Genomic DNA, 17,890 nt, shown 5'->3' with positions numbered 1-17,890 from the left:
GCCCCAAAGAGGCCTCAAAGCCAGGGGGCGCCCCTTTCAAATGGAGCCCTGTACGGGCGTGTACGGCCATGCACGCTCACCCTTGTACGGCCATGTACGGGGATGTGCGGCCATGTACGGCCATGCACGCTCGCCCTTGTACGGGGATGTACGGGGGTGCACGGCGGTGCACGCCCTTGTACGCCCGGGCATGTACGCCCCTGCACGCCCCTGCACGGCGGTGCACGCTCGGCCATGTACGGGGATGTACAGAGGTGTACGCCCATGCACGCTCGGCCATGTACGCCCATGCACGGCGGCGCACGCCCTTGTACGGAGGTGTACGGTTGAGGGGGCCTCGAGGGGGGAAAGGGGGAGGTGTATGGCAACACTTTGGGGGCTTCGGGGTGCGTGCCCGCGCATGTACAGGCGTGTACGGGGGTGTACGGGGGTGCACGCCCTTGTACGAGGGTGCGCGCTGGTGCCCGGTCAGGCCGGTCTTAGCTACAAGCTCTTTCCCTGCAAAGGCCCGTGTAGCTAAGAAAGGGGGGTGAACCGAAAACCCCAGGAGGATAAGGGAATCCTCCCGGGGCAAAAAGGGTGTCTACCTGGCTATCCGATGACCGGGGTCCGGTAGACCGGCTCCCCGGTGGAGGGGTCGCGGTAGACGGCGACCCTCCTTCCCCGCCCTAACTCATCGAGGAGGTACTTGGCCCTGCGAAGGGTGGCGATGGCGTTCAGGGACGCCATCAGGCCGGGAGTGAAGGGCTTGAGGTCCTCAACGTAGCGGCGCACTTCTCCAGCGCGCCAGTCCTCTTTCTCCAGGGCCTCCATCAGAAGGCCCAGGGAGAGGACGGCGTTCACTCCGCCTTAGAGGCCTCCCTTATCCCCCAGCCATTTGGCGTCTGAACCGCCAGTACCTTCCCCTCCTCCCGGTCCACCAGGGCGGTGATGGACCGGACCCTCTCCTTGAACTCCTTCTCCCTGGCGGGGAGGGACTCCACCAGGGTCCTGAGGCTCCTCAAGGTACCGTCCCAACCCATGACCCGGAGGTCTTCCTTCAGGTCCTCGGGGATGAGGTCCCGCTCAAAGTGGGGGTTGTCCTCGTACTCCAGGGCCTCCTCCAACACGGAGGCCCCCTCTTCGTACTCGGCCATGGAGATGAAGCTCTCCACCCACCTCAGAGCGTCCTCAACCCGGGCGTCCCGGAAGCCCCAGTACTTCTCCTCCCGGGGGGTGAGGTCGTACACCTCCACGGTGTACCTCACCCCTTCCGGGGATTCCCAGGTCATGGGCTTGGGCTTGGGCTTGCTCCGCTCCTCCTTGCGCTTAGAGTCGTACTTGACCCTAAGCGTGGAGGGCTTCTCCTCCCCCAGGCGCTCCCGGAGTTTGGCGAGGGCGGTGCGGACGGCGGCCACGAAGGCAGGCTCCACGTCCTTGGTCTGAACCAGGGTGTAGCCGTGCCGGGCCGCCTCCTCGAGAAGCTTCCTCACCCCTTCGTCCTCCTTCCAGAGCTTCCTGAGGGCCTCGAGGGCCTCTTCCACCGACTGGACCTCCTGCACCTGAGCCGCCTGCCGCAAAGCCAAAGCACTGACCTTGACCATGATTGACCTCCAACCTCATACTACCGCCTAATCGTCCAGCTAGCAACACCAAAAGAAAGTACCCCAGGAGGATAAGGGAATCCCCCTAGGGCAAAGGGTGCCTCTGGGCCTAAGCCGCCGCTGCCTTGGACATGGCCTGTTTGAGGGCTACGGCAAGGCTCTCCAACTCCTCCTCCTCGAGGGTCTCCCCCGCCATGAAGCGGTCCAGGAGCTCTACCTCCCTGGTCCCCATTTTTTCGCGGAGGCGATGCTTCTCAATCGCCTCCGCCAGGGCCAGGAAGGCCTGAGCCGCCTCCCGCTCCTTCTCGTGGGGGTCGTACCCCGCGAACTCCTCGTACCGGGTGCCTTCCTCGGTGGTGTCGTCGAGGCTGAGGATTTCCTCCGCCTCGGCCAGGGCCAAAGCCTCCTCCACCACCGCAAGGGGCACCCCCAACCTCTCGGCGATCTCCTCGGGCGTAGGCTCACGCCCAAGGTCCGCCTTGAGGTCCTCCGCCGCCCGCCTTACGCGGGCGGTGAGTCGGGAGTTCACGTACCCCAACCCCCGGGTGCGGTAGAAGTACTCCCGGACAGCCCGGTCCACTTCCACCATCACCCAGAAGGTCAGGTTCTTGGAGGCGAGATTGAGCTTCCGCCTGCCCTCCCTCCAGGCCTTGAGAGTGCGGTCAATGTGGGCGGCCACCTCCTGGGCGAGGTCCAGGGCCTCGTCCCCAAGGAGGTGGAAGCGGCCGAAGGCCTCCTTCAGCGCCAAGGCGTAGTAGTGCCGCCCCAGCGCCTCGAAGCCCCCCGCCGCGAACGCCCTCATGGCCTGCTCCCTGCTGCCCAAAAGCCTGACTGTGCCTGCCATGAGCCTGACGCTGTCGGTTGCCATTTTTGACCTCCACCCCCATGCTATTACCAGGCCTGCTAAAAGGCAAGATTAGGTTGCCTTGGTTGACCAAAGAGGGGGTGGAGTGCTAACATGAGGAGGCCGATGGGCCTTCGCCTGAGACTGACCTGTCGGTACTAGATTGACCTCCACCGAGTAGGCCCCTGGCGGGACGCTGGGGGCCGAAAGGTTTTACTCCCTCTTGCGCCGCCGGAGCTCGCGGCGCAGCTCCTCTATCTCCCGCCGCATCCGCCGGGTCTCCCAGTAGGTGCTCCATTCAGGGTCCCAAGGGGTCCAGAGGCCCCCAGGTATGGCCCGGAGGAAGACCGCGGCCAGGGCGATAAGCGCCAGTAAGAGGCCCATCTGAAGGAGAAACCGCCCCATGTCGGGGTTGGTGCGGAAGAACTCCACCACCAGGGTCGCGGCCACCACCCCCCAGAAGAAGCGGCTCCGAAGGGCCAGTCCTAAGCCCCTCAGGGCCAGCCGCCGGTTTTGCTCGCGAATAGGGCTCATAGCCTCACCTCCACTCTACTCCGAGGGGCCCTCGGGGAAGGGTACCCGCCCCACGAGAAGGCCCCCCCGCACGCCAAAAGAAAGTACCCAGGAGGATAAGGGAATCCCCCTAGGGCGTGGGTGGAAGGTGGAAAGCCTTAGCCCTCCCAGACCGGCTCAAAGCCGGCCCAGGTGGAGGCGGCCATGATCTGGGACGGCGTCGCGCCCCGGATCCTGAGCGCCGGCTTGGGCCACCCGTGGTCCTCCTCAGCGAGGGCCCTGCCGAAGGTGGCCTTTTCCAGCGCCTTCATCCACCGCACCTTGGCCTCCTCCGTTTCGAAGATCAGTACCTTCTCCATGGCAGTTTTAGGCTACCATACCTTGCCTATCAAGGCAATCTCTTCTGGTTGTGCTATGATGTTCCCATGTTGGAAACCGTGTTCCGCGAGTACGCCCGTCCCAAGGGGCTGGACGTGGACTACCTGGTGGACCTGGCGGGCTTCTTCCAGGCCGTGGCCAAGAACCACGGGGAGGAGGACCTGATCCGCATGACCATAGGCGAGGACCAGGAGGGCCCCTACCTGGACGTGGACCTCAGGGACGCCCCCCAGACCCACGCCTGGCTCAGCGCCTTCAAAGCCGCCGCCGAAGCGGGAGGCAGCCTCCGCGTCAGGAACACCGAGAAGGGGGCCGAGGCGGTCGTCCTTCCCCCTTCCAAAACCGAGGCCTGACCTGGTATTATCAGGGCGGAAAGCCTCAGTACCTTTCCATGGCACCCCGGGGTGAAAGCCAAGCCCCGGGGAAAAACATTCCACCTTCTTAGCTACAAGCCCGAGCCAACACCTCCGGCTTGTAGCTAAGACCGCCCCATCAACCACCCCGCCACCATCAACATCCCCCCCAGGGGCACCACCAGGTAGGAGGCCGTCAGGGCCGTCATCACCCGCTTCACCCCTTCCCTCACCTCCGGGGGCAAGGCCTCGAGGCCCCTCCGGTTGGCGTCCAACTCCAGGGGCAGACTAAGAAGCACAAAGCCGTAGCCCCCGAAGACCATGAGGGCGGAAAGCTCGGTCGGCCCCAGGAGGAAGCCCAGGACCAGGAGGCCAAAGCCCAGGGTCAGGGCCGCCTGGGTGTTCCGCACCAGCTCCTCCCTGGCCCGCCACTGCAGGGCGTGCCCCACCTCGTGGGCGGCCACGGCCAGGTGGTAGAGGCTCCGCCCCCGCATCACCGCCTCCGTGAGGCGCACCTCCCGCTCCCCAAAGCGCACCCCGTTGCGCCGGCCCACTCTCACCCTGAAGCCGGTCAGGTACCGCCTCAGGGCCTCCTCGGCGAAGGCGCCGGCCTCGAGGGGGGCCTCCACCTTTCTGTAGCGCCAGTAGACCAGGGCCCGGTGCAGGAAGTGCCCCGCCACCAGGAAGAGCCCAAGGAGCGCCAGGTCCTTGCCGCTCATCGCCACCCCAGGGCCGTGGCCGCCATGTTCCTGAGGAGCATGGCCGCTCCGTACAGGAAGCTCGGCAGGTCCATCCCCCGGAAGCGGCCCCCCTCCCGCCAGGGGAGCCGCGCCACCCACCAGGCTCCCAAGGGCAAAAGGAGGCCCGTGGGCCCGTAAACCCCAAGCCCGGCCAGGGCCAGGCCGCCAAGCGCAAGGCCCTGGTGCCGCCGCTCTCGGGCCACCTCCGCCAGCACCACCCCCAAGGGGGCCAGCCAGAGGAAGCGGAAGAGGAGTCCTCCCGCCGCGAAGCCCAGGACCGCCAGGACCCTAGACCACCGCCCCCGCCGCCACAGCTCCAAGACGCCCTGCCCTATCCAGAGGGCCAGGAGGGGCGGGCTTCCCGGCATCCCGGCCGTGAGCCACCCCAGGCCGGAGAAGAAGGCCACCCGCCAGTCGGGCCTGCGCCAGAACAGGCCCCCCGTGAAAAGCCCGCCGTAGGGGCCTTCCAGCACCCCGGCCAGGACCCCTATGGCTTCAGGCGGAAGGGGTTTCCTTGAGGCGGTAGACGCCATCGGCTTTCTCCACCAGGCCTAAGCCCTCCAGGCGCTTCAGCCGGTAGAGCACGGTGGAAGGGGAAACCCCAAGCTCCCTGGCCAGGACCGAGGGGCCCTTAGGGCCCGCCCTCAAGGCCTGGAAAAGCCTCTGGTCCCTCTCGTCCAGGGCCTCTTTGGGGCCCCCTTCCCCCAAATGAACTGCGAGGCCCCCCACCTCCGCTTCTACGGCCTCGCCCGCCGGCCCGCTCTCGCCGTTCAGGACCCTGTGTGGCAGGGCCTCTTCCCTGGGGGCAGGGGCCACTTTGGGGGCATGAACCTCTGCCACCTCCTTGGCCTCCGCCCCCGCCCGGTAGGCCAGGCCCAGGGCCATGGAGGTCAGGTTCCCCCAGAAGACCACCCCCGCTCCGATGAGGCTCCCAAAGAGGGCCCACCGGGACTCCAGGACCACGCTGGCGAAGGAAAGGTAGAAGGTGGCCAGCTCCACGGCGAAGGCGATAAAGGGGCTGGCCCTGACCCCTGGGGCGTCAAAGCGGCTGTAGTAGTGCCTCAGGTGGGCGTAGCTGGCCGCCAGGGCGATGGCGTAGACCACCACCCCCATCCCCGCCAGGAGGGGCTCCGCCTTGGAGGCCTCCCCCACCACCTTGCCCGTGATGAAGCCCACCACGGGCATAGCCGCCGCGGCGATTCCCGCTTGCGCTATCAGGCGCGCCGCCACGAGGTGTACCTCCGCCACAAGGTGGCCGCTCCCCGGACCGCCAAGACCAGGAGCAGGGTGAGGGCGCCGCCCGTGGCCAACCCCACCTTCATCCCCTGGTCAGCCCCCAGGGCCCAGGCGGCGTAGATGACCTTGGCGGGTACCTGGTGCTCCCCCACCTGGACCACGCCCTCCACGTCTCCGCGGAACATGCTCCGGGGGACCACGAAGACCACGTCCCCCGCCTGCAGGGCCACCGCGTCCCTGGGCACCTCGCTCATCCCTCACCCCCAAAGAGCCCGAAAAGCCCTTTGCCCTTAGCCCTGGCTCCCACTATCCGCCGGAACTGCTCGGTGATGCGCTTGGCCCACTCCTCCAGGGCCTTCATCCTCAGGTCGTACTCGGCGCGGATCATGGCCGTCTCCGCCTGCAGGCGGTCCTCCAGGTGGGCAGTCATCTCCGCCTTGGCCTGGCGGATCAGGTCCTCGGCCCGGCGCCCGCCCCCGCCCTTCTCCAGCCCCTCGAGGGCGCCCCTAAGCTCCCGCACCGCCCCCTGGACCTCAAGGAGCCCCGCCTTGAGGCCCCCTTGGGAGGTGGCCAGGTCCTGCAGCCGGTCCTCCAGCCGGGCCAGCTTGCGGGCCAGCTCCTCCACCTGGGCGGTGAGGCGGCCCAACTGGATCAGGGCCGCCTCGTACCCCGTGCCCCACCCGGCCTCCTCCACCTCGGGCAAGGAGCCTATCAGGGCCTGGGCCCTCTCCCCGTAGGCCCGCACCCTTTCCTCCAAAGCCTTGACCTCCTCGAAGGCCGCCCTCCGCCCCCGCTCCTGCCGGTAGAAGGCCAGGGCCTGCCTCAGCCTCTCCTGGTAGAGGAGGGGGTCCTCCTCCGGGTTCTCGCCGAAGACCAGGCGGTAGGCCTCCCGCCACCTCTGCTCGTCCCTCTTGGCGGCTCGGACCCGGGGGTCCTCTCCCTCTGCGGCCTCCGGGCTGGTGTCCGTGGCCTCCGGCCCGGCGTCCGTGGAGGAATCTGGCGGTTCACTCGGAGGGGGAGGGGCCGCCTCGCCAGCCCCTTGGGCTTCCTCCCCTTGACTCCCCACCCCGAGGAGGGTCAGGGCAGCCCGGTAGTTCTCGGCCAGGCGTTGCGCCACCAGCTCCGAGGCCACGGCCAGAAGGGGCTCCTCCAGCGGGGTCACGTAGGACCGCCCCGTGAGCTCCCGGTACGCCTCCCGGGCCCGGCGGCTCACCCCCCCTTCCCGGGCCTTGCGCACGATCTCCTCGGCCACCTCGGGGTAGATGGCCGCGAGCTTCTCCTGAATCCGTTCCCAAACCTGCTCCAAGGCCTGCATTAGACCCCCAAAAGCGCGTAGAAGGCCACGAGGGCGGGAAAGTAGGTGTAGAAGAAGCCGTACCCCTCCTCCTCCTTGCGGAAGAAGGCGTCCGCCACGAGGACCAGGGCCATGTGCCCCAAGGCGGCGTAGGGGCCGCCCAGGTGCCACACGGTGGCCGTGGCCAGCCCCAAGACCCATCCCCCGTGGTACACCCCCACCCGCCCGGCGAAGACCCGGCGCAAAAGGGGGGTGAGGAGCAGGAAGAAGGGGACGAGCCCCTGGCCCACCAGCTCCTTGAGGAACCAGGCCCCTAGGCCCCCAACGGCCAGGAGGCCCAGGAGGCTCAGGACCTCCCGGGGGCTCACCTTCCCCGCCATCACGGCACCACCACCTTCCTCTCCTCCTCCACGAGGTCCACAACCCCTTGGCGAACGCCCCCGACCTGCACCACCCGGAAGAGGACGAACCTCCCCGTGGGCACGGAGAGGAGCGCCTCCCCGTTCACCACCACGGCCCGGTCCGCCAGGCGGTAGCCGGGAAAGCCATCGGGGCTCGGGTCGCCGTATAGGGCCACGCCCTCCTGGTCCTCGGGCCTGAGCCAAACCTCCCCGTAGGCGGTCTGGTCAACGGTCAGGCCCGGGGCGGTGAGGACCACGGCCACCCGCTTCCTGCTCATGGGCACCTGGAGGCTATCCCCGCTTCGCGCCACCACCCGCCCCTCCTGGTAGGCGAAGCCGTCCCGATAGGCCCTGAGGACCACCTCCCGGCTCTGCCCGTCCGGCGGGGTCAACTTCAGAGAGAAGGGCGGGGTGCAGGACCGGACCGCCTCCAAGGAGCCCACGTAGGCGGCCACGCAGCTCACCCCGCCCACTAAGCCGCTGGGCGTGAGGACGATGGGGGCGTAGGTGGGCTCTGGGACCCGCACCCGCATCCCGTCGGTGGGGTTTTCCACCACCGCCCTGGCCTCCGCCGCTCCGTCCAGGACCCGCACCACCGCCCTGGGGGCCGTGGGCACCCGGAGGGTCCTGCCGCCCCGGTAGACCAGGACCATCCCCTCGAGGCCCCCCGGCGCCGGGTCGGGGTAGGCGCTCACGCCGAAGGCGTAGTCCCCTGGGACCCAGGCCTCGTACTGGGCCCCGCTCCCCGCCCAGGTGGCCTCCACCTCCAGGGTGAGGGTGCTGCGCTCCACCTCCACCCTGGCCGTGGCCCCCGGGGCCAGGTCCACCTCCCCCCGGTAGCCCTGGACCTGGAGGCCCTGCCACTCCACGAGGACCTCCACCGGGTAGCGACCGGATAGGCCCGTGAAGCGGAAGGTGTAGCTATCGCACCGGGTGCTGGCCTGGCCCGCCACCTTGACGGTGGCGCACGCTCCGGCCTTGACCCCGGCCAGCTCCAGCCGGGCCGGGCCCTGGAACTCCCGCTGGAGCTCCGCGCACCCTCCCAGGAGGGGCAGGGCGAGGAGGAAAAGCCTAGAAGCGAACCTCATAGCCTACCCGCACCCCCCCGTAGAAGCCCGTGGCCGTGGTGAACCGGTAGCGGTCTACGTGGGAGGCCACGCCGCTCCCCAGGAGGCCGTCCCGGTACCCGGCCAGGACCCTCACCCGGAAGGGGGGCAGGCGCCCCTCCAGGGAGGCCTCCACCTGGAAGGCGCTGTCCCGCCCGATGTCCTCCTGGGGCACCGCGTAGGCCAGGCTGAGGGCCCCCACCACGTCCCCGGGATAGGTCAGGGTGGCGAAGAGGGCGGCGAAGGGCGTGTCCCCGCCCCCCTGGCCCCAGTAGCGCCCAAAACCCAGGCTCAGGTCCAGGGGCCCCAGGAGGGCCCCGCCTCTCGCCTCCACCCAGTACCGCCCGGGCTCCCCGGCCACCAGGCCGGCCCCCGCCCCCAGCCGGGCGTGGACGCCGGGCAGGAGGCCGCCCTTGGGGTCGTGGACCACGTAGAAGGCCCCGAAGTAGTACCTCCCGTCCCCGGCCCCAAGCTCCCCCACCAGGCGGATGCCCTCAAAGAGGCTGTAGCGGGCCGTGGCCTCCCTCCGGTCCTGGGCCCTGAAGGCCAGCTCCAGGCCGCCCTCCGTGAGCCGGGCCTGGGCCCCGTCCGTGCCCAGGCGCACTTGGGCGCCGCCCCACGCCAGGGCCAGGCCGCCGAAGGGCCCCCCTTCTCCCACCCCGGTGTAGACCTCGCCGGTGGGCCTGGCCTGGATCGCCCCCTCCAAGGCCTTGGTCTTCTCCTCCACAGCGTAGAGGCGCTTGCCGGTGGCCTGGGCGTCCTTGACCCGGGCCTCCTCGTTGCCCCGCACCTCCTTGGCCAGCTCCTCCACCGCCCGCTCCACGGCCTGAAGGCGGGCCTCGAGGGCCTGAAGCCTCGCCCGGTGCTCCGCAAGCCCCACCTCCAGGGCGGCCACCCTGCCCCCAAGGCCCTTCGCCTCCTTGCTGAGCGCCTCCAGGTCCCCCTTGGCGTCCAGGGCCGCCAGGAGGGCTTGGCGCATCTCCTCCAGGTCCGCTTCCAAAGCCTCGAAGCGCACCCCGTACTCCGCCAGCGCCTTCTGGACCTCAGGCAGGACCTCCTGTAGCTCGGCCACCTGGGCGTAAAGCTGGGCCACCCGCTCCGGGGCCAGGCCCTCTTCCTCCAGGGCGGCCCGCACCTTGGAGAGGACCTCCTCCAGCCAGGTCAGGTAGGCCCGGTAGAGCATGGTGGCGGCCTCGTAACGGTTCACCGCCTGGGTGCCCTTGAAGGTCCCGTCCGGGTACCCCGTGAGGATGCCTCGCTCCAAGAGGGCCCTCACGGCGCTCTCCGCCCAATGCCCCTTGGGCACGTCCGCCATCTGCGCCTGGGCCAGGCCCGCCATCAGGGCCAGCCCCGCCAACGGCCTAGCGTAGCGCTGCGCCATAGCACCCTTAGCCTACAAGAAGGTGGGCTTTATGGCAACACTAAGTTGCCTAAAGGGTGGAAGGGTCAACCCTGGGAGGCTGGGCCGGGCGGCCAGTTCCCCAGCCGGATGCCCTCGGGCTCGTTGCCCTCCAGCAGCTCGTCCAGGGCCTTGGCCAGGTCCGGGTAGAGGACGAAGCGCCCCTTGCCCACCACCTGCAGGGCCATCTGGAAGGACGGCCTTGAGCGGCGCTCCCTGGCCTTGAGGTCCGGGTCGCCCAGGACCGGGTGCAGGGCGGGGTTTTCCAGGACGTCCAGGAGCTTCTCCCCGTGGGCGGTGGCCACCACCCGCACCCCCCGCCTGGAGGCGGTAAGGCACTCGTAGACGTCCTCGTTGTACCCGATCTCGTCCACCACCACGATTTCCGGCGAGTGGTTGGCGATGGCCTGGTAGATGATGCGCCCCTGGGTCTTGGCCGGCGGGTCGGGCACCTGCATCCTCCGGGCGGGGCGGATCCCGGGGTGGGGGATGAGCCCGTCTCCGCCGATCTCGTTGGAGGTGTCCACCACCAGGACCCGGGACCCCCACCGCTCGGCCAGGATGCGCACCACGTCCCGGAGGAGGGTCGTCTTCCCCGTCCTGGGCGGCCCCACCAGGAGGATGCTCCCCTGGCCGTCCAGGAGGTAGGGCCTGAGGGGTTCGGCCACGCCCTCCACAAACTTCCCCACTCGGATGGTGATGCCCGTCATCTCCCCCAGGGCCGACTGGATGCGGGAGACCCGGTGCAGCGTGCCCTCTATCCCCGCCCTGTTGTTCTCCTTGAAGCCCCCCACCCGGTGCAGGACGAACTGGAGGTCCTCCTTGCTCACCTCCCGCTCCGAGTACCGGGCCTCCCCGTCCACGGTGTACGCCAGCCGGGCCCCCAGGTCCATGGCGATCTCCTCCAACTGGGGCCCATAGCCCTCCACCTCCTGGCGGACCCAGGGAGGTAGCTTCTGCATCAGGGCCGCGAACTCCTGCTCAAACCCTTCTCGTACCCGCACCATGGTTCACCTGTCCGAAAGCCCAGAAAGGACGCCCAGGCCAAGCCCGAGGAGGAGGCCCCCGTTGAGGCCAGAGAGGAACGCCCAGGCCCGCTCCATGAGCTCGTGGAGCCTCAGGAAGAGGACCTCCGGGCTGGCGTGGCCCGTGAGGACCGCCCCCAGGTAGAAGAGGGCCACCCAGGGCACCACGGCCTTCGCGAACCGCCCTAGGGCGTAGCCCGAGAAGGCCCCGAAGCCCAGGTAGGCCCAGACCTCGGGCCTGGCGAACTCCCTGCCCACGGCCTCCAAAAACCGAACCGCCGGCACCCCCTCGAGGCCCATCATCCCCTCCGCCCGCTCACGAACCGCCGGTAGGTGGCCAGGACCCTCTCGGCGTAGGCCAGGGTGCTGGCGGGCACCCTCCCGGAAAGCACCGCCCCCGAACCGGCGTTGTAGGCCCACAAAACCTTCCTCCAGTCCCGGTGAGCTTCCCAAAGCTCCCTCAGGTGCTTGGCCGTGGCCCAAAGGGCCCAGTCGGGGTCCCGCCGCCAATGCAGGGGGGCCCCGGTGGTCCGCTGCCAAGTGCCGGGCATAAACTGCCCCAATCCCACCTCGCCGGCCTTGCCCACGGCCTGGGGGCAGTACCCCGACTCCACCCACACCACGGCGGCGAGGAGGTAGGGGTCTATCCCCCAGGCCCTGGCGTACTTCCAGGTCTTGGCCCAGAGGTCCTTCGGGACGTACCCGCAGGCCAGGGCTGGACCCAAGAGGACAAGGAGGACGAGGGCTTTGCGCATCACCGCACGAGCTCTTCTCCCTTCCGGTGTTCCGGGCGCTGCAGGGCCGCCCGGACCGCCCTGAGCTCGCCGTAGACCCCGGCCAGCAGGGTCAGGCCCAGGCCGTAGAGGAGGAGCATCACCCCCACGCCCAGCCCCGTCCCGTCCAAGCGCGCCAGGGAGAGGACCCCAAGGACGATTCCCAAAACCATCACCCCTTTGCCCAAGGTCTGCCCAAGCCTTTCCAGGTCCTTCATCACCTTGACCTCCTCAGGTACTCCTGCACGTAAAGCCTGTGCACCCACTCCTCCACCGCGAAGGGCGTGGCCCTCAGGAAGGCGTAGTAGAAGCGCTCCACCAGGGGCTCGGGCCTGGCCTCCTCCAGGGTGTGGCCGATGTAGTCCCGCCTGAGGACCAGGCCCATCCGGCGGTCTATCACCAGGAACTCCCCTTCCACCCTGGGGGCGAAGCGCACCACCACCCCGGCCAGGGCCAAGGAGGGCGCGTAGCTGGCCCTATGGGTTAGCCCCTCCGTCGTGGTGAGCAAGTACACCTTCACCCCCCTCTGCACCCTCACCTCCCTCAGGGCCTCCGCGATGGGCTTCAGGTCCAGGAGGCTCATCTGCACCAGGACCTCCGCCGTGGCCCGCTTGACGATCTCCGAGGCCTCCTGAGGGGTGAGGGCCTTCACCTCGCCTTGGGCAGCGGAGACCCCCAAGGCCAAGACCAGGACGAACCAGAATCTCCTCATCCCGCACCTCCACCGCTTCGCCGCACACCCGGCCCAGGAGGACCCTCTCCCCTTCCCCCCTGGGGAAGGCCACCACCTCGGGCGGGGGCTCGCCGTGGGCCTTGTACCAGCGCTCCAGCACCCGGCACCAGCGCACCAGGGCCCGCGCGCCCTCCCGGTCCGCCTCCTCCATGGCCTGGAGGCCCTTCTGGGTCAGGGAAAGCCTCTCGCCCTCCATCTCGCACCAGCCCAGCTTGGCCCAGGCCGGCTCGGGCAGGGGGAAGTCCGAGGGGAGGTAGAAGTCCAGCCGGGTGGTCTGGGTCCCGGCGTAGTAGCGCTTGAACCGGGGCGTGCGCCGGGTCAGGGCCTCCAGGTAGAGGAGAAGGGCCTCGGGCCTCGAGGGGTCGGCGGCCCAGGGAGCGGTGTCGGGGGCGCCCACCCCCTGGCTGGAGGAAGGCGGCACCACCCGCACCTGCTCCCTCGGCACCGGGGCCCCCGCCTGGGGAGGCTCCGCCTTTCGCGCCTTGGCCCAAAGCCCGTGCAGGAGGTGCTCCTTCCGCCACATGCCGAAGAGCTCTATCCGGGCCGGGGGCGTGCCCTCCAGGAGGACCACTGCCTCCCCCTTCCGGCTCGTGCGCATCTCCTCGGGGGAAAGGAGGGGCCTGGCCACCTCCCGCTCGCCCATGGTGCGGCCCGTGGGGAAGGGCAGGACCCCCTTCCGGCTCACGCCCCGGGCCTCCTGCACGACCGTGGTCTGCCCCAGGACCTCGGAAAGCCGCGCGGCGTCGTTGTCGGAAAGCCCGGAGAGGAAGTAGACCCGCTGGGCGAAGGTGCCCTCTATGGCCTCCCACTCGTCGTCCCCGTAGACCGCCCGGCCCTGGTCGGTGTTCTGCACGGCGATGTGGTAGGCCACCCGCCTGGAGCGCATGGTCCCCAGGTTCTCCTTGATCCCGGGGAGGAAGCCGAAGTTGGGGAACTCGTCCCAGTACACGGAGAGGGGCACCTTGAGCCTGCCGCCGTGGCGGTTGGCGTACTGCAGGGTCTTGAGGTCCACGATGCGCTTGAGGAGCTTGAGGAGCACGTACCCCGAGGCGTTGTCGCCGATGAGCTCCTGAGGGACGCCGATGTAGAGCAGGGAGGGCTCCTCAAAGAAGCGGTCCCAGGGGACCTCCATGGGCCCCGGCTCGGTGCAGGCGGCCAGGCCGGGGTCAAGCCATATGGAAAGCCGGTTCCTGGCCCCGTTCAGAATCCCCGCCAGCTGGTCCTGGCGCATCTCCAGGAGGGTCTTGAGCTCCACCTGCAGGTAGGGCCGCACCTCCACGTAGGCCTTGAGGCCGGCCACCCCGTCCCCCAGGACCCGGTAGATGTGGGCCAGGGAGTACCGCCCTTCCACCCCCTCGGCGTGGATGAGGCCCTGGAGGAGGGTCCGCTCCAGCCCGGGGTAGAACTCCTTGGAGTCCGGCACCTTGGGGTTTCGGGGCACGAAGATCTCGGCGATGAGCTTGGCCTGGGTGATGTCCTCCGCGCCCTCCAAGAAGTTGATGCGGAAGGACCTCTCCCCCCAGGGCGTGAAGGGGTAGACGGGCCGGCCGTGGTGGGCGTAGTAGGCCATGGCCTCCATGAGCCCCCCACGGTCGGGGAACTTGAGGTCGTAGACGATGGCGCCCCACCCGTCTTTGGCGTCCAGGAGGAGGTTGGGCAGGTAGTAGCCCGAGGTCTTGCCGTGGCCGGGCTTGCCCACCACCAGGGTGTGGGCCACCCGCTGGGCCTCGGGGACCCGGACCGGCCGCCGCCCCACCTGGCCGTACCACCCAGCGCCTTTGGGGGTCAGGTAGGGGGCCAGGTCCGCCTCCGTGGCCCACCTCCCCAGGCCGGGAAGCTTCCTGGGCCGCTTGGGCTGGTAGACGAAGGGGGAAAGGCCCCCTACGAAGCCCACCACCAGGAGGAGCCTGAGGAGGTCGTAGTTGAGCCGGGCCATCCAGAGGTCGTTGAGGGCGGCCCCGCAAGGGGAGTCCACCCGCAACATGCAGGCGGCGGCGAACTCCAGGCCCCTGGCCCCGGGCCGGCCGATGGCGGCGTCCCACCCCGCCTTGGCCATCTGGTCGGCGGCCTCGAGGCCCCCCCGAAGCCCCACGTAGAAGGTGGCCGCCAGGCTGGCGAGGAAGAAGAGGAAGCCAAAAGCCCTGAGGGCCTTCAGCCAGGGCGGGGTTTCAAAGAGGCTTTCCTGCATCCTTCCGGGCCCGGTCAATCCACCGGCCTGGGTTTCTGGGGGCGGTAGCCCTCTCCAAGAGGGCCGCCCGCTCCGCCTCGTCCATCCTGTACTCCAAGGCGGGTAAAGGCTCCCTCTTGACCCAAAGGGCCCCCCGCGCCACCCACCGGCCCGGGTTCTCCGGGGCCAGGGGCCTTGCCAGAAGGGCCTCGAGGGCCCCCTCGTCCATCCCGTACTCCACGGGGGGCAGCGGCTCGGCCACCACCCACTTGGCGATCTCGTCAACCCAAACCTTCATGGCTTCGCCTCCTCACCCGTCATTCTTATCAGGGGGCTTTACCCAGTTCCCGCTCCGCCCAGCCCACCGCCCGGGTGGCTCGTAGGAGGGCGTCCCGCCGGTCGGGGCGGTCGGCCCTGTTGCCGGAATGGTTGGCTCTGTGGGCCCGCTCCCTTGCACCGAAGGCGGCCTGGCCTCGGCGGCCCGGGAGATCCAGCCCTCAGAGGCCACGGGGGCGGGGCCTCCCCTATAGCTCACGGGCGGACTCGCCTGGGGAATGGTGTACCTGGGGCTTCCCTCACCCCCAGCGGTGATGGAGGTGCCGCCACCCCTGACCACCATGGGCACGCTCTCCGCACCTCCGCGGTGCATCCAGGCGGGAGGGGCCTCGGTGGTGCGCTCGTAGCTGGGGGGCAGGCCGCTTGGGCTACGGTCCATCACCCACCCGCCAACCCGCTCCACCGCTCGGGCGCCTGCCGAAGCCAAGGCGCTCCCGGCGGCTCCCGCCGCCCCCGCCGCGCTCCTGGCGGCGCCGGCCAGGCCCTGGCCCACCTCTCCGACCGCCGCGCCCACGCCGCCTATGCCGGCGATGGCCCCCGCGGCCGTCCGGGTGGCGTAGCCCAAGGCCGCCGCCGTTACCGCCAGCCCCAGGCCCCCGAAGAAGGTGGCCACCAGGCTGGCCAGGTACCCGGCGATGAGGAGCCCCGCCGCCATGCCGCCCACGGTCATCATCAGGGTCTGGGCCCAGGCCTGGAACATGTCCACCAGGCCCTTACCCAAGCCCACCACCATCACCCCGGCGTCCCGGATGTAGTTCTTGCGCACCTCCCAGGTGAGGATCGTGCAGGCCCGGGCAGAGAAGATCTGGTCGGTGATGTTGGCCTGCGTGGGCCGCCAGTTCATCTTGCCGTCGGTGTCGATGAAGACCTCGTAGCCGCACTTGGTGGGGTCCCAGCCGTTTTGAGCGGAGACCTGGTAGATGCTTTCCGCCACGATGCGCCGGTTTTCCCGGAACTGGGTCTTCAGCTCCCTCACGGTGTTGTCCACGATCTCCTTGGCCTGGCTGGCGATGTAGGCGGCGGGCCGGGAGACCCCGAGTTCCAGGCCGGCCCGCACCACGAAGGGCCCGATGGCCCCCATGATGAAGGCCCACACCACCACGCTGAGCCACCGCCCAAAGAGGCTCGGCCCGAGGCCGATGGGCAGGGCCAGGCTCCCGGCCACGATGGGCCAGAAGGCGCTGGCCAGGAGAAACATGGTGCTGATGATCACCGTGAGGACCATGGTGATCACGATGAAGGGCAGGATCATCAAGGAAGCGGGGTTGAGGAGCTGGCTGGCCGCCCCGATGCCCGCGAGCACCTTCTGCACCCACTCCGGGCTGTTGGCGCCCTCGTTCAGGGCCGTGCCCGCTATGTGGGTGATGCCCGCCTCCACGATGGCCACGATGGTGAAGAGGGGGTTGATGACCGTCCCTAGGGCCTTGAGGTTGTTGGAGGCCTCCGTGATGGCGTCCGCCATCTCGGTGCGGAACGTGTTGGTAACGGCCTTGTAGATGCCGTCGGTTCCCCCGAAGGCGCTGTCCAGGGCCTCCCCCAACCACAGGAAGGCCCCCGCCAGGACCACCCGGGCCATGCTGGCGAGGACCTCCTCGAGGCTGCCGTAGTACACCGCCCGGATCAGACCCCAGACCAGGCCCAGGACGATGAGCCCCCGCCCGATGGAGTACGCCCCGCTCTGGAAGTCCCTGAGGGAGGCCTGGAAGAGGGCGATCCAGTCGTTGAGGTTCAGCATGGCCCCCAGGACTCCCAGGACAAAGTCCCTGACCCCCTGGTCTATCTGGCCCTGAGGCATGGGCGGTGGGTCGGCCAGGGCCAGGAGGAAGGCGAAGGGCAAAAGCGCCAGCAGGATGCGGTCAAGCTTCACGGGCCACCTCGGGTGTTGGGGGGGGTGCCGGCCCCCGCCCGCCACTGCCGGGCCAGCATGGCCAGGGCCTCCCCGGCCACCACGTACTTGGCCGAGGTCTTCTCCGCCTGGGAGGCCACCATGGCCATAGCCTGGCGAAGCTGGTCCTCGGCGCTTTGCTCCTGCTTCTTGATGAGCTCCACCAGGTTCTGGTTGACCTGGGAAAGCTGCTCCACGGTCATGGCCTGCTGGGCAGCCAGGTTGCGCATCTCCTGGATGGCCCGCATGCTGTTCATGCCCTCCAGGCGAAGCATCTCGGCAAAGCCCTTCACCAGCACCTCCGTCACCTCCCGGGTGGAGGGCGCGCTCTCGGCCTCGGCGATGAGGGTCTCGGAGATGCCGGGGGTGGTGGGGTCGTTGCCCGAGGCGGCCCTCACGGCCCCCTGGGCGCTGGGGTTGCTCTGGGCAGAGGGCGCGGCCTGGGGGGTGGAGGCGCTCTGAGGGGCGGCCGGGCCCGCCGTGGGTAGGGGTACGCCCGCGTCGGCGCTGGCGCCGCTTATACCGGTGAGGGCAGTCCAGCCCTTCTGAATGGCCTCGCTGATGAAGTTCCAGACGGCCCCCAGCGTGTCCCAGAGGTCCTGGAAGACGTTCTCCGGCTTGGTGTTCTCCTGCTGGTTCTGAACGTTCTCGGCCACCCGGGACTGGTTTTCCAGGAGCTGGGCCGTGCGCTGGAGGTCCTTGAGGCTCTGCTCCGTGGCCTGGAAGCCCAGCTGGGGCACCACCCCGGAGATGAGCTTGGCCCACCACTCAGGCCCCCAGTAGAGGGGGTCCCCGTCCGGGGTCCAGCCGTAGATCTCCGCCAGCTGCTTTTGCCTCGCCCTGGCCAAGGCCCTGAGGATCGCGTTCTTCTGCCGCCGGATGTCGCTCATGAAGCCGTCCAGGGCCCGGTCCACCTCGTCCACCAGGGGGTTCAGCTGGTGCAGGCCCAGGCTCTTCCCCAGCCAGTCCAAGGCCAGGCCGGTGCCGTAGTACATGGCCTGGCTCTTGAAGTCCTCCCACATGTACTGGAGCTGGTCAAAGTAGCGTATGGCCTTCTTGACCGTCCGGTGGGCGGTGCACAGCCAGCGCACGGACCCCAGGTCGTAGAAGCTGATGAACCTGCA

Annotated in this window: 23 protein-coding genes; 1 reads left to right on the top strand and 22 read right to left on the bottom strand. The window is 69.1% G+C overall.

What is annotated here, in order from left to right:
• Positions 1-591 precede the first annotated feature (591 nt).
• From BVI061214_RS13940 to BVI061214_RS12165, 5 genes are all read right to left on the bottom strand, one after another.
• Entirely contained in the window at positions 592-843 is a 252-nt protein-coding gene (locus BVI061214_RS13940; protein ID WP_248841797.1) for a hypothetical protein, read from the bottom strand.
• The gene (locus BVI061214_RS12180) at positions 840-1,583 is read right to left on the bottom strand and encodes a hypothetical protein (RefSeq protein WP_248841796.1); all 744 of its coding nucleotides are present in this window, start codon (positions 1,581-1,583) and stop codon (positions 840-842) included. Before BVI061214_RS12180 ends, BVI061214_RS13940 begins: the two co-directional genes overlap by 4 nt.
• A gap of 109 nt (positions 1,584-1,692) precedes the next feature.
• The gene (locus BVI061214_RS12175; protein WP_248841795.1) at positions 1,693-2,385 is read right to left on the bottom strand and encodes a sigma-70 domain-containing protein; all 693 of its coding nucleotides are present in this window, start codon (positions 2,383-2,385) and stop codon (positions 1,693-1,695) included.
• Positions 2,386-2,640: 255 nt separating this feature from the next.
• Positions 2,641-2,961, bottom strand: a complete 321-nt coding sequence (locus BVI061214_RS12170; protein WP_053768709.1) for a hypothetical protein — start codon at positions 2,959-2,961, stop codon at positions 2,641-2,643.
• A 137-nt stretch (positions 2,962-3,098) separates the two neighbouring features.
• Entirely contained in the window at positions 3,099-3,299 is a 201-nt protein-coding gene (locus tag BVI061214_RS12165; protein WP_053768708.1) for a hypothetical protein, read from the bottom strand.
• A 66-nt stretch (positions 3,300-3,365) separates the two neighbouring features.
• On the opposite strand from BVI061214_RS12165, the gene BVI061214_RS12160 reads away from it, so the two are divergent.
• Entirely contained in the window at positions 3,366-3,671 is a 306-nt protein-coding gene (locus BVI061214_RS12160) for a hypothetical protein (RefSeq protein WP_003049157.1), read from the top strand.
• Between the two features lie 125 nt (positions 3,672-3,796).
• Here the strand turns inward: BVI061214_RS12160 and BVI061214_RS12155 are convergent, their stop codons facing one another.
• From BVI061214_RS12155 to BVI061214_RS12075, 17 genes are all read right to left on the bottom strand, one after another.
• Positions 3,797-4,390, bottom strand: a complete 594-nt coding sequence (locus BVI061214_RS12155; protein WP_053768707.1) for a zinc metallopeptidase — start codon at positions 4,388-4,390, stop codon at positions 3,797-3,799.
• Positions 4,387-4,884: a hypothetical protein gene (locus BVI061214_RS12150; protein WP_248841794.1), complete on the bottom strand. Its 498-nt coding sequence runs from the start codon at positions 4,882-4,884 to the stop codon at positions 4,387-4,389. Before BVI061214_RS12150 ends, BVI061214_RS12155 begins: the two co-directional genes overlap by 4 nt.
• Before the next feature lie 22 nt (positions 4,885-4,906).
• Positions 4,907-5,641 (bottom strand): helix-turn-helix domain-containing protein, encoded by a 735-nt coding sequence (locus BVI061214_RS12145; RefSeq protein WP_053768705.1) that lies wholly within the window; start codon positions 5,639-5,641, stop codon positions 4,907-4,909.
• Positions 5,626-5,901, bottom strand: a complete 276-nt coding sequence (locus BVI061214_RS12140) for a hypothetical protein (protein ID WP_053768704.1) — start codon at positions 5,899-5,901, stop codon at positions 5,626-5,628. Before BVI061214_RS12140 ends, BVI061214_RS12145 begins: the two co-directional genes overlap by 16 nt.
• Positions 5,898-6,962, bottom strand: a complete 1,065-nt coding sequence (locus BVI061214_RS12135) for a hypothetical protein (protein ID WP_053768703.1) — start codon at positions 6,960-6,962, stop codon at positions 5,898-5,900. The genes BVI061214_RS12140 and BVI061214_RS12135 overlap by 4 nt, the downstream gene beginning before the upstream one ends.
• The gene (locus BVI061214_RS12130) at positions 6,962-7,321 is read right to left on the bottom strand and encodes a hypothetical protein (protein ID WP_053768716.1); all 360 of its coding nucleotides are present in this window, start codon (positions 7,319-7,321) and stop codon (positions 6,962-6,964) included. Before BVI061214_RS12130 ends, BVI061214_RS12135 begins: the two co-directional genes overlap by 1 nt.
• Entirely contained in the window at positions 7,321-8,430 is a 1,110-nt protein-coding gene (locus tag BVI061214_RS12125; protein WP_053768702.1) for a hypothetical protein, read from the bottom strand. The genes BVI061214_RS12130 and BVI061214_RS12125 overlap by 1 nt, the downstream gene beginning before the upstream one ends.
• Positions 8,414-9,829, bottom strand: a complete 1,416-nt coding sequence (locus tag BVI061214_RS12120; protein WP_053768701.1) for an S-layer homology domain-containing protein — start codon at positions 9,827-9,829, stop codon at positions 8,414-8,416. Before BVI061214_RS12120 ends, BVI061214_RS12125 begins: the two co-directional genes overlap by 17 nt.
• Positions 9,830-9,894: 65 nt before the next feature.
• A complete protein-coding gene (locus BVI061214_RS12115; protein ID WP_053768700.1) occupies positions 9,895-10,854 on the bottom strand; it encodes an AAA family ATPase in 960 nt (319 codons plus the stop codon).
• Between the two features lie 3 nt (positions 10,855-10,857).
• Positions 10,858-11,175, bottom strand: a complete 318-nt coding sequence (locus BVI061214_RS12110) for a hypothetical protein (RefSeq protein WP_231459238.1) — start codon at positions 11,173-11,175, stop codon at positions 10,858-10,860.
• The gene (locus tag BVI061214_RS12105) at positions 11,172-11,627 is read right to left on the bottom strand and encodes a lytic transglycosylase domain-containing protein (RefSeq protein WP_053768698.1); all 456 of its coding nucleotides are present in this window, start codon (positions 11,625-11,627) and stop codon (positions 11,172-11,174) included. The genes BVI061214_RS12110 and BVI061214_RS12105 overlap by 4 nt, the downstream gene beginning before the upstream one ends.
• Positions 11,627-11,863, bottom strand: a complete 237-nt coding sequence (locus BVI061214_RS12100; protein ID WP_053768697.1) for a hypothetical protein — start codon at positions 11,861-11,863, stop codon at positions 11,627-11,629. The genes BVI061214_RS12105 and BVI061214_RS12100 overlap by 1 nt, the downstream gene beginning before the upstream one ends.
• Entirely contained in the window at positions 11,863-12,165 is a 303-nt protein-coding gene (locus tag BVI061214_RS12095; RefSeq protein ID WP_419723254.1) for a hypothetical protein, read from the bottom strand. The genes BVI061214_RS12100 and BVI061214_RS12095 overlap by 1 nt, the downstream gene beginning before the upstream one ends.
• Positions 12,122-14,566 (bottom strand): type IV secretory system conjugative DNA transfer family protein, encoded by a 2,445-nt coding sequence (locus tag BVI061214_RS12090; protein ID WP_053768696.1) that lies wholly within the window; start codon positions 14,564-14,566, stop codon positions 12,122-12,124. Before BVI061214_RS12090 ends, BVI061214_RS12095 begins: the two co-directional genes overlap by 44 nt.
• Positions 14,547-14,843 carry a hypothetical protein gene (locus BVI061214_RS12085; RefSeq protein WP_053768695.1) on the bottom strand — a complete coding sequence of 99 codons (297 nt, stop codon included), beginning with the start codon at positions 14,841-14,843 and terminating at the stop codon, positions 14,547-14,549. Before BVI061214_RS12085 ends, BVI061214_RS12090 begins: the two co-directional genes overlap by 20 nt.
• A gap of 12 nt (positions 14,844-14,855) precedes the next feature.
• Entirely contained in the window at positions 14,856-16,748 is a 1,893-nt protein-coding gene (locus tag BVI061214_RS12080; protein ID WP_053768694.1) for a hypothetical protein, read from the bottom strand.
• The coding region (locus BVI061214_RS12075) for a hypothetical protein (protein WP_053768693.1) at positions 16,745-17,890 on the bottom strand (1,146 nt) is incomplete at its 5' end. The genes BVI061214_RS12075 and BVI061214_RS12080, both read right to left, overlap by 4 nt.

Origin of the sequence: Thermus aquaticus (assembly GCF_001280255.1) — a bacterium.
GTDB lineage: Bacteria > Deinococcota > Deinococci > Deinococcales > Thermaceae > Thermus > Thermus aquaticus.
Note: the sequence above shows the minus strand (reverse complement) of the source record. Positions and strands in the feature narration are given on the sequence as shown.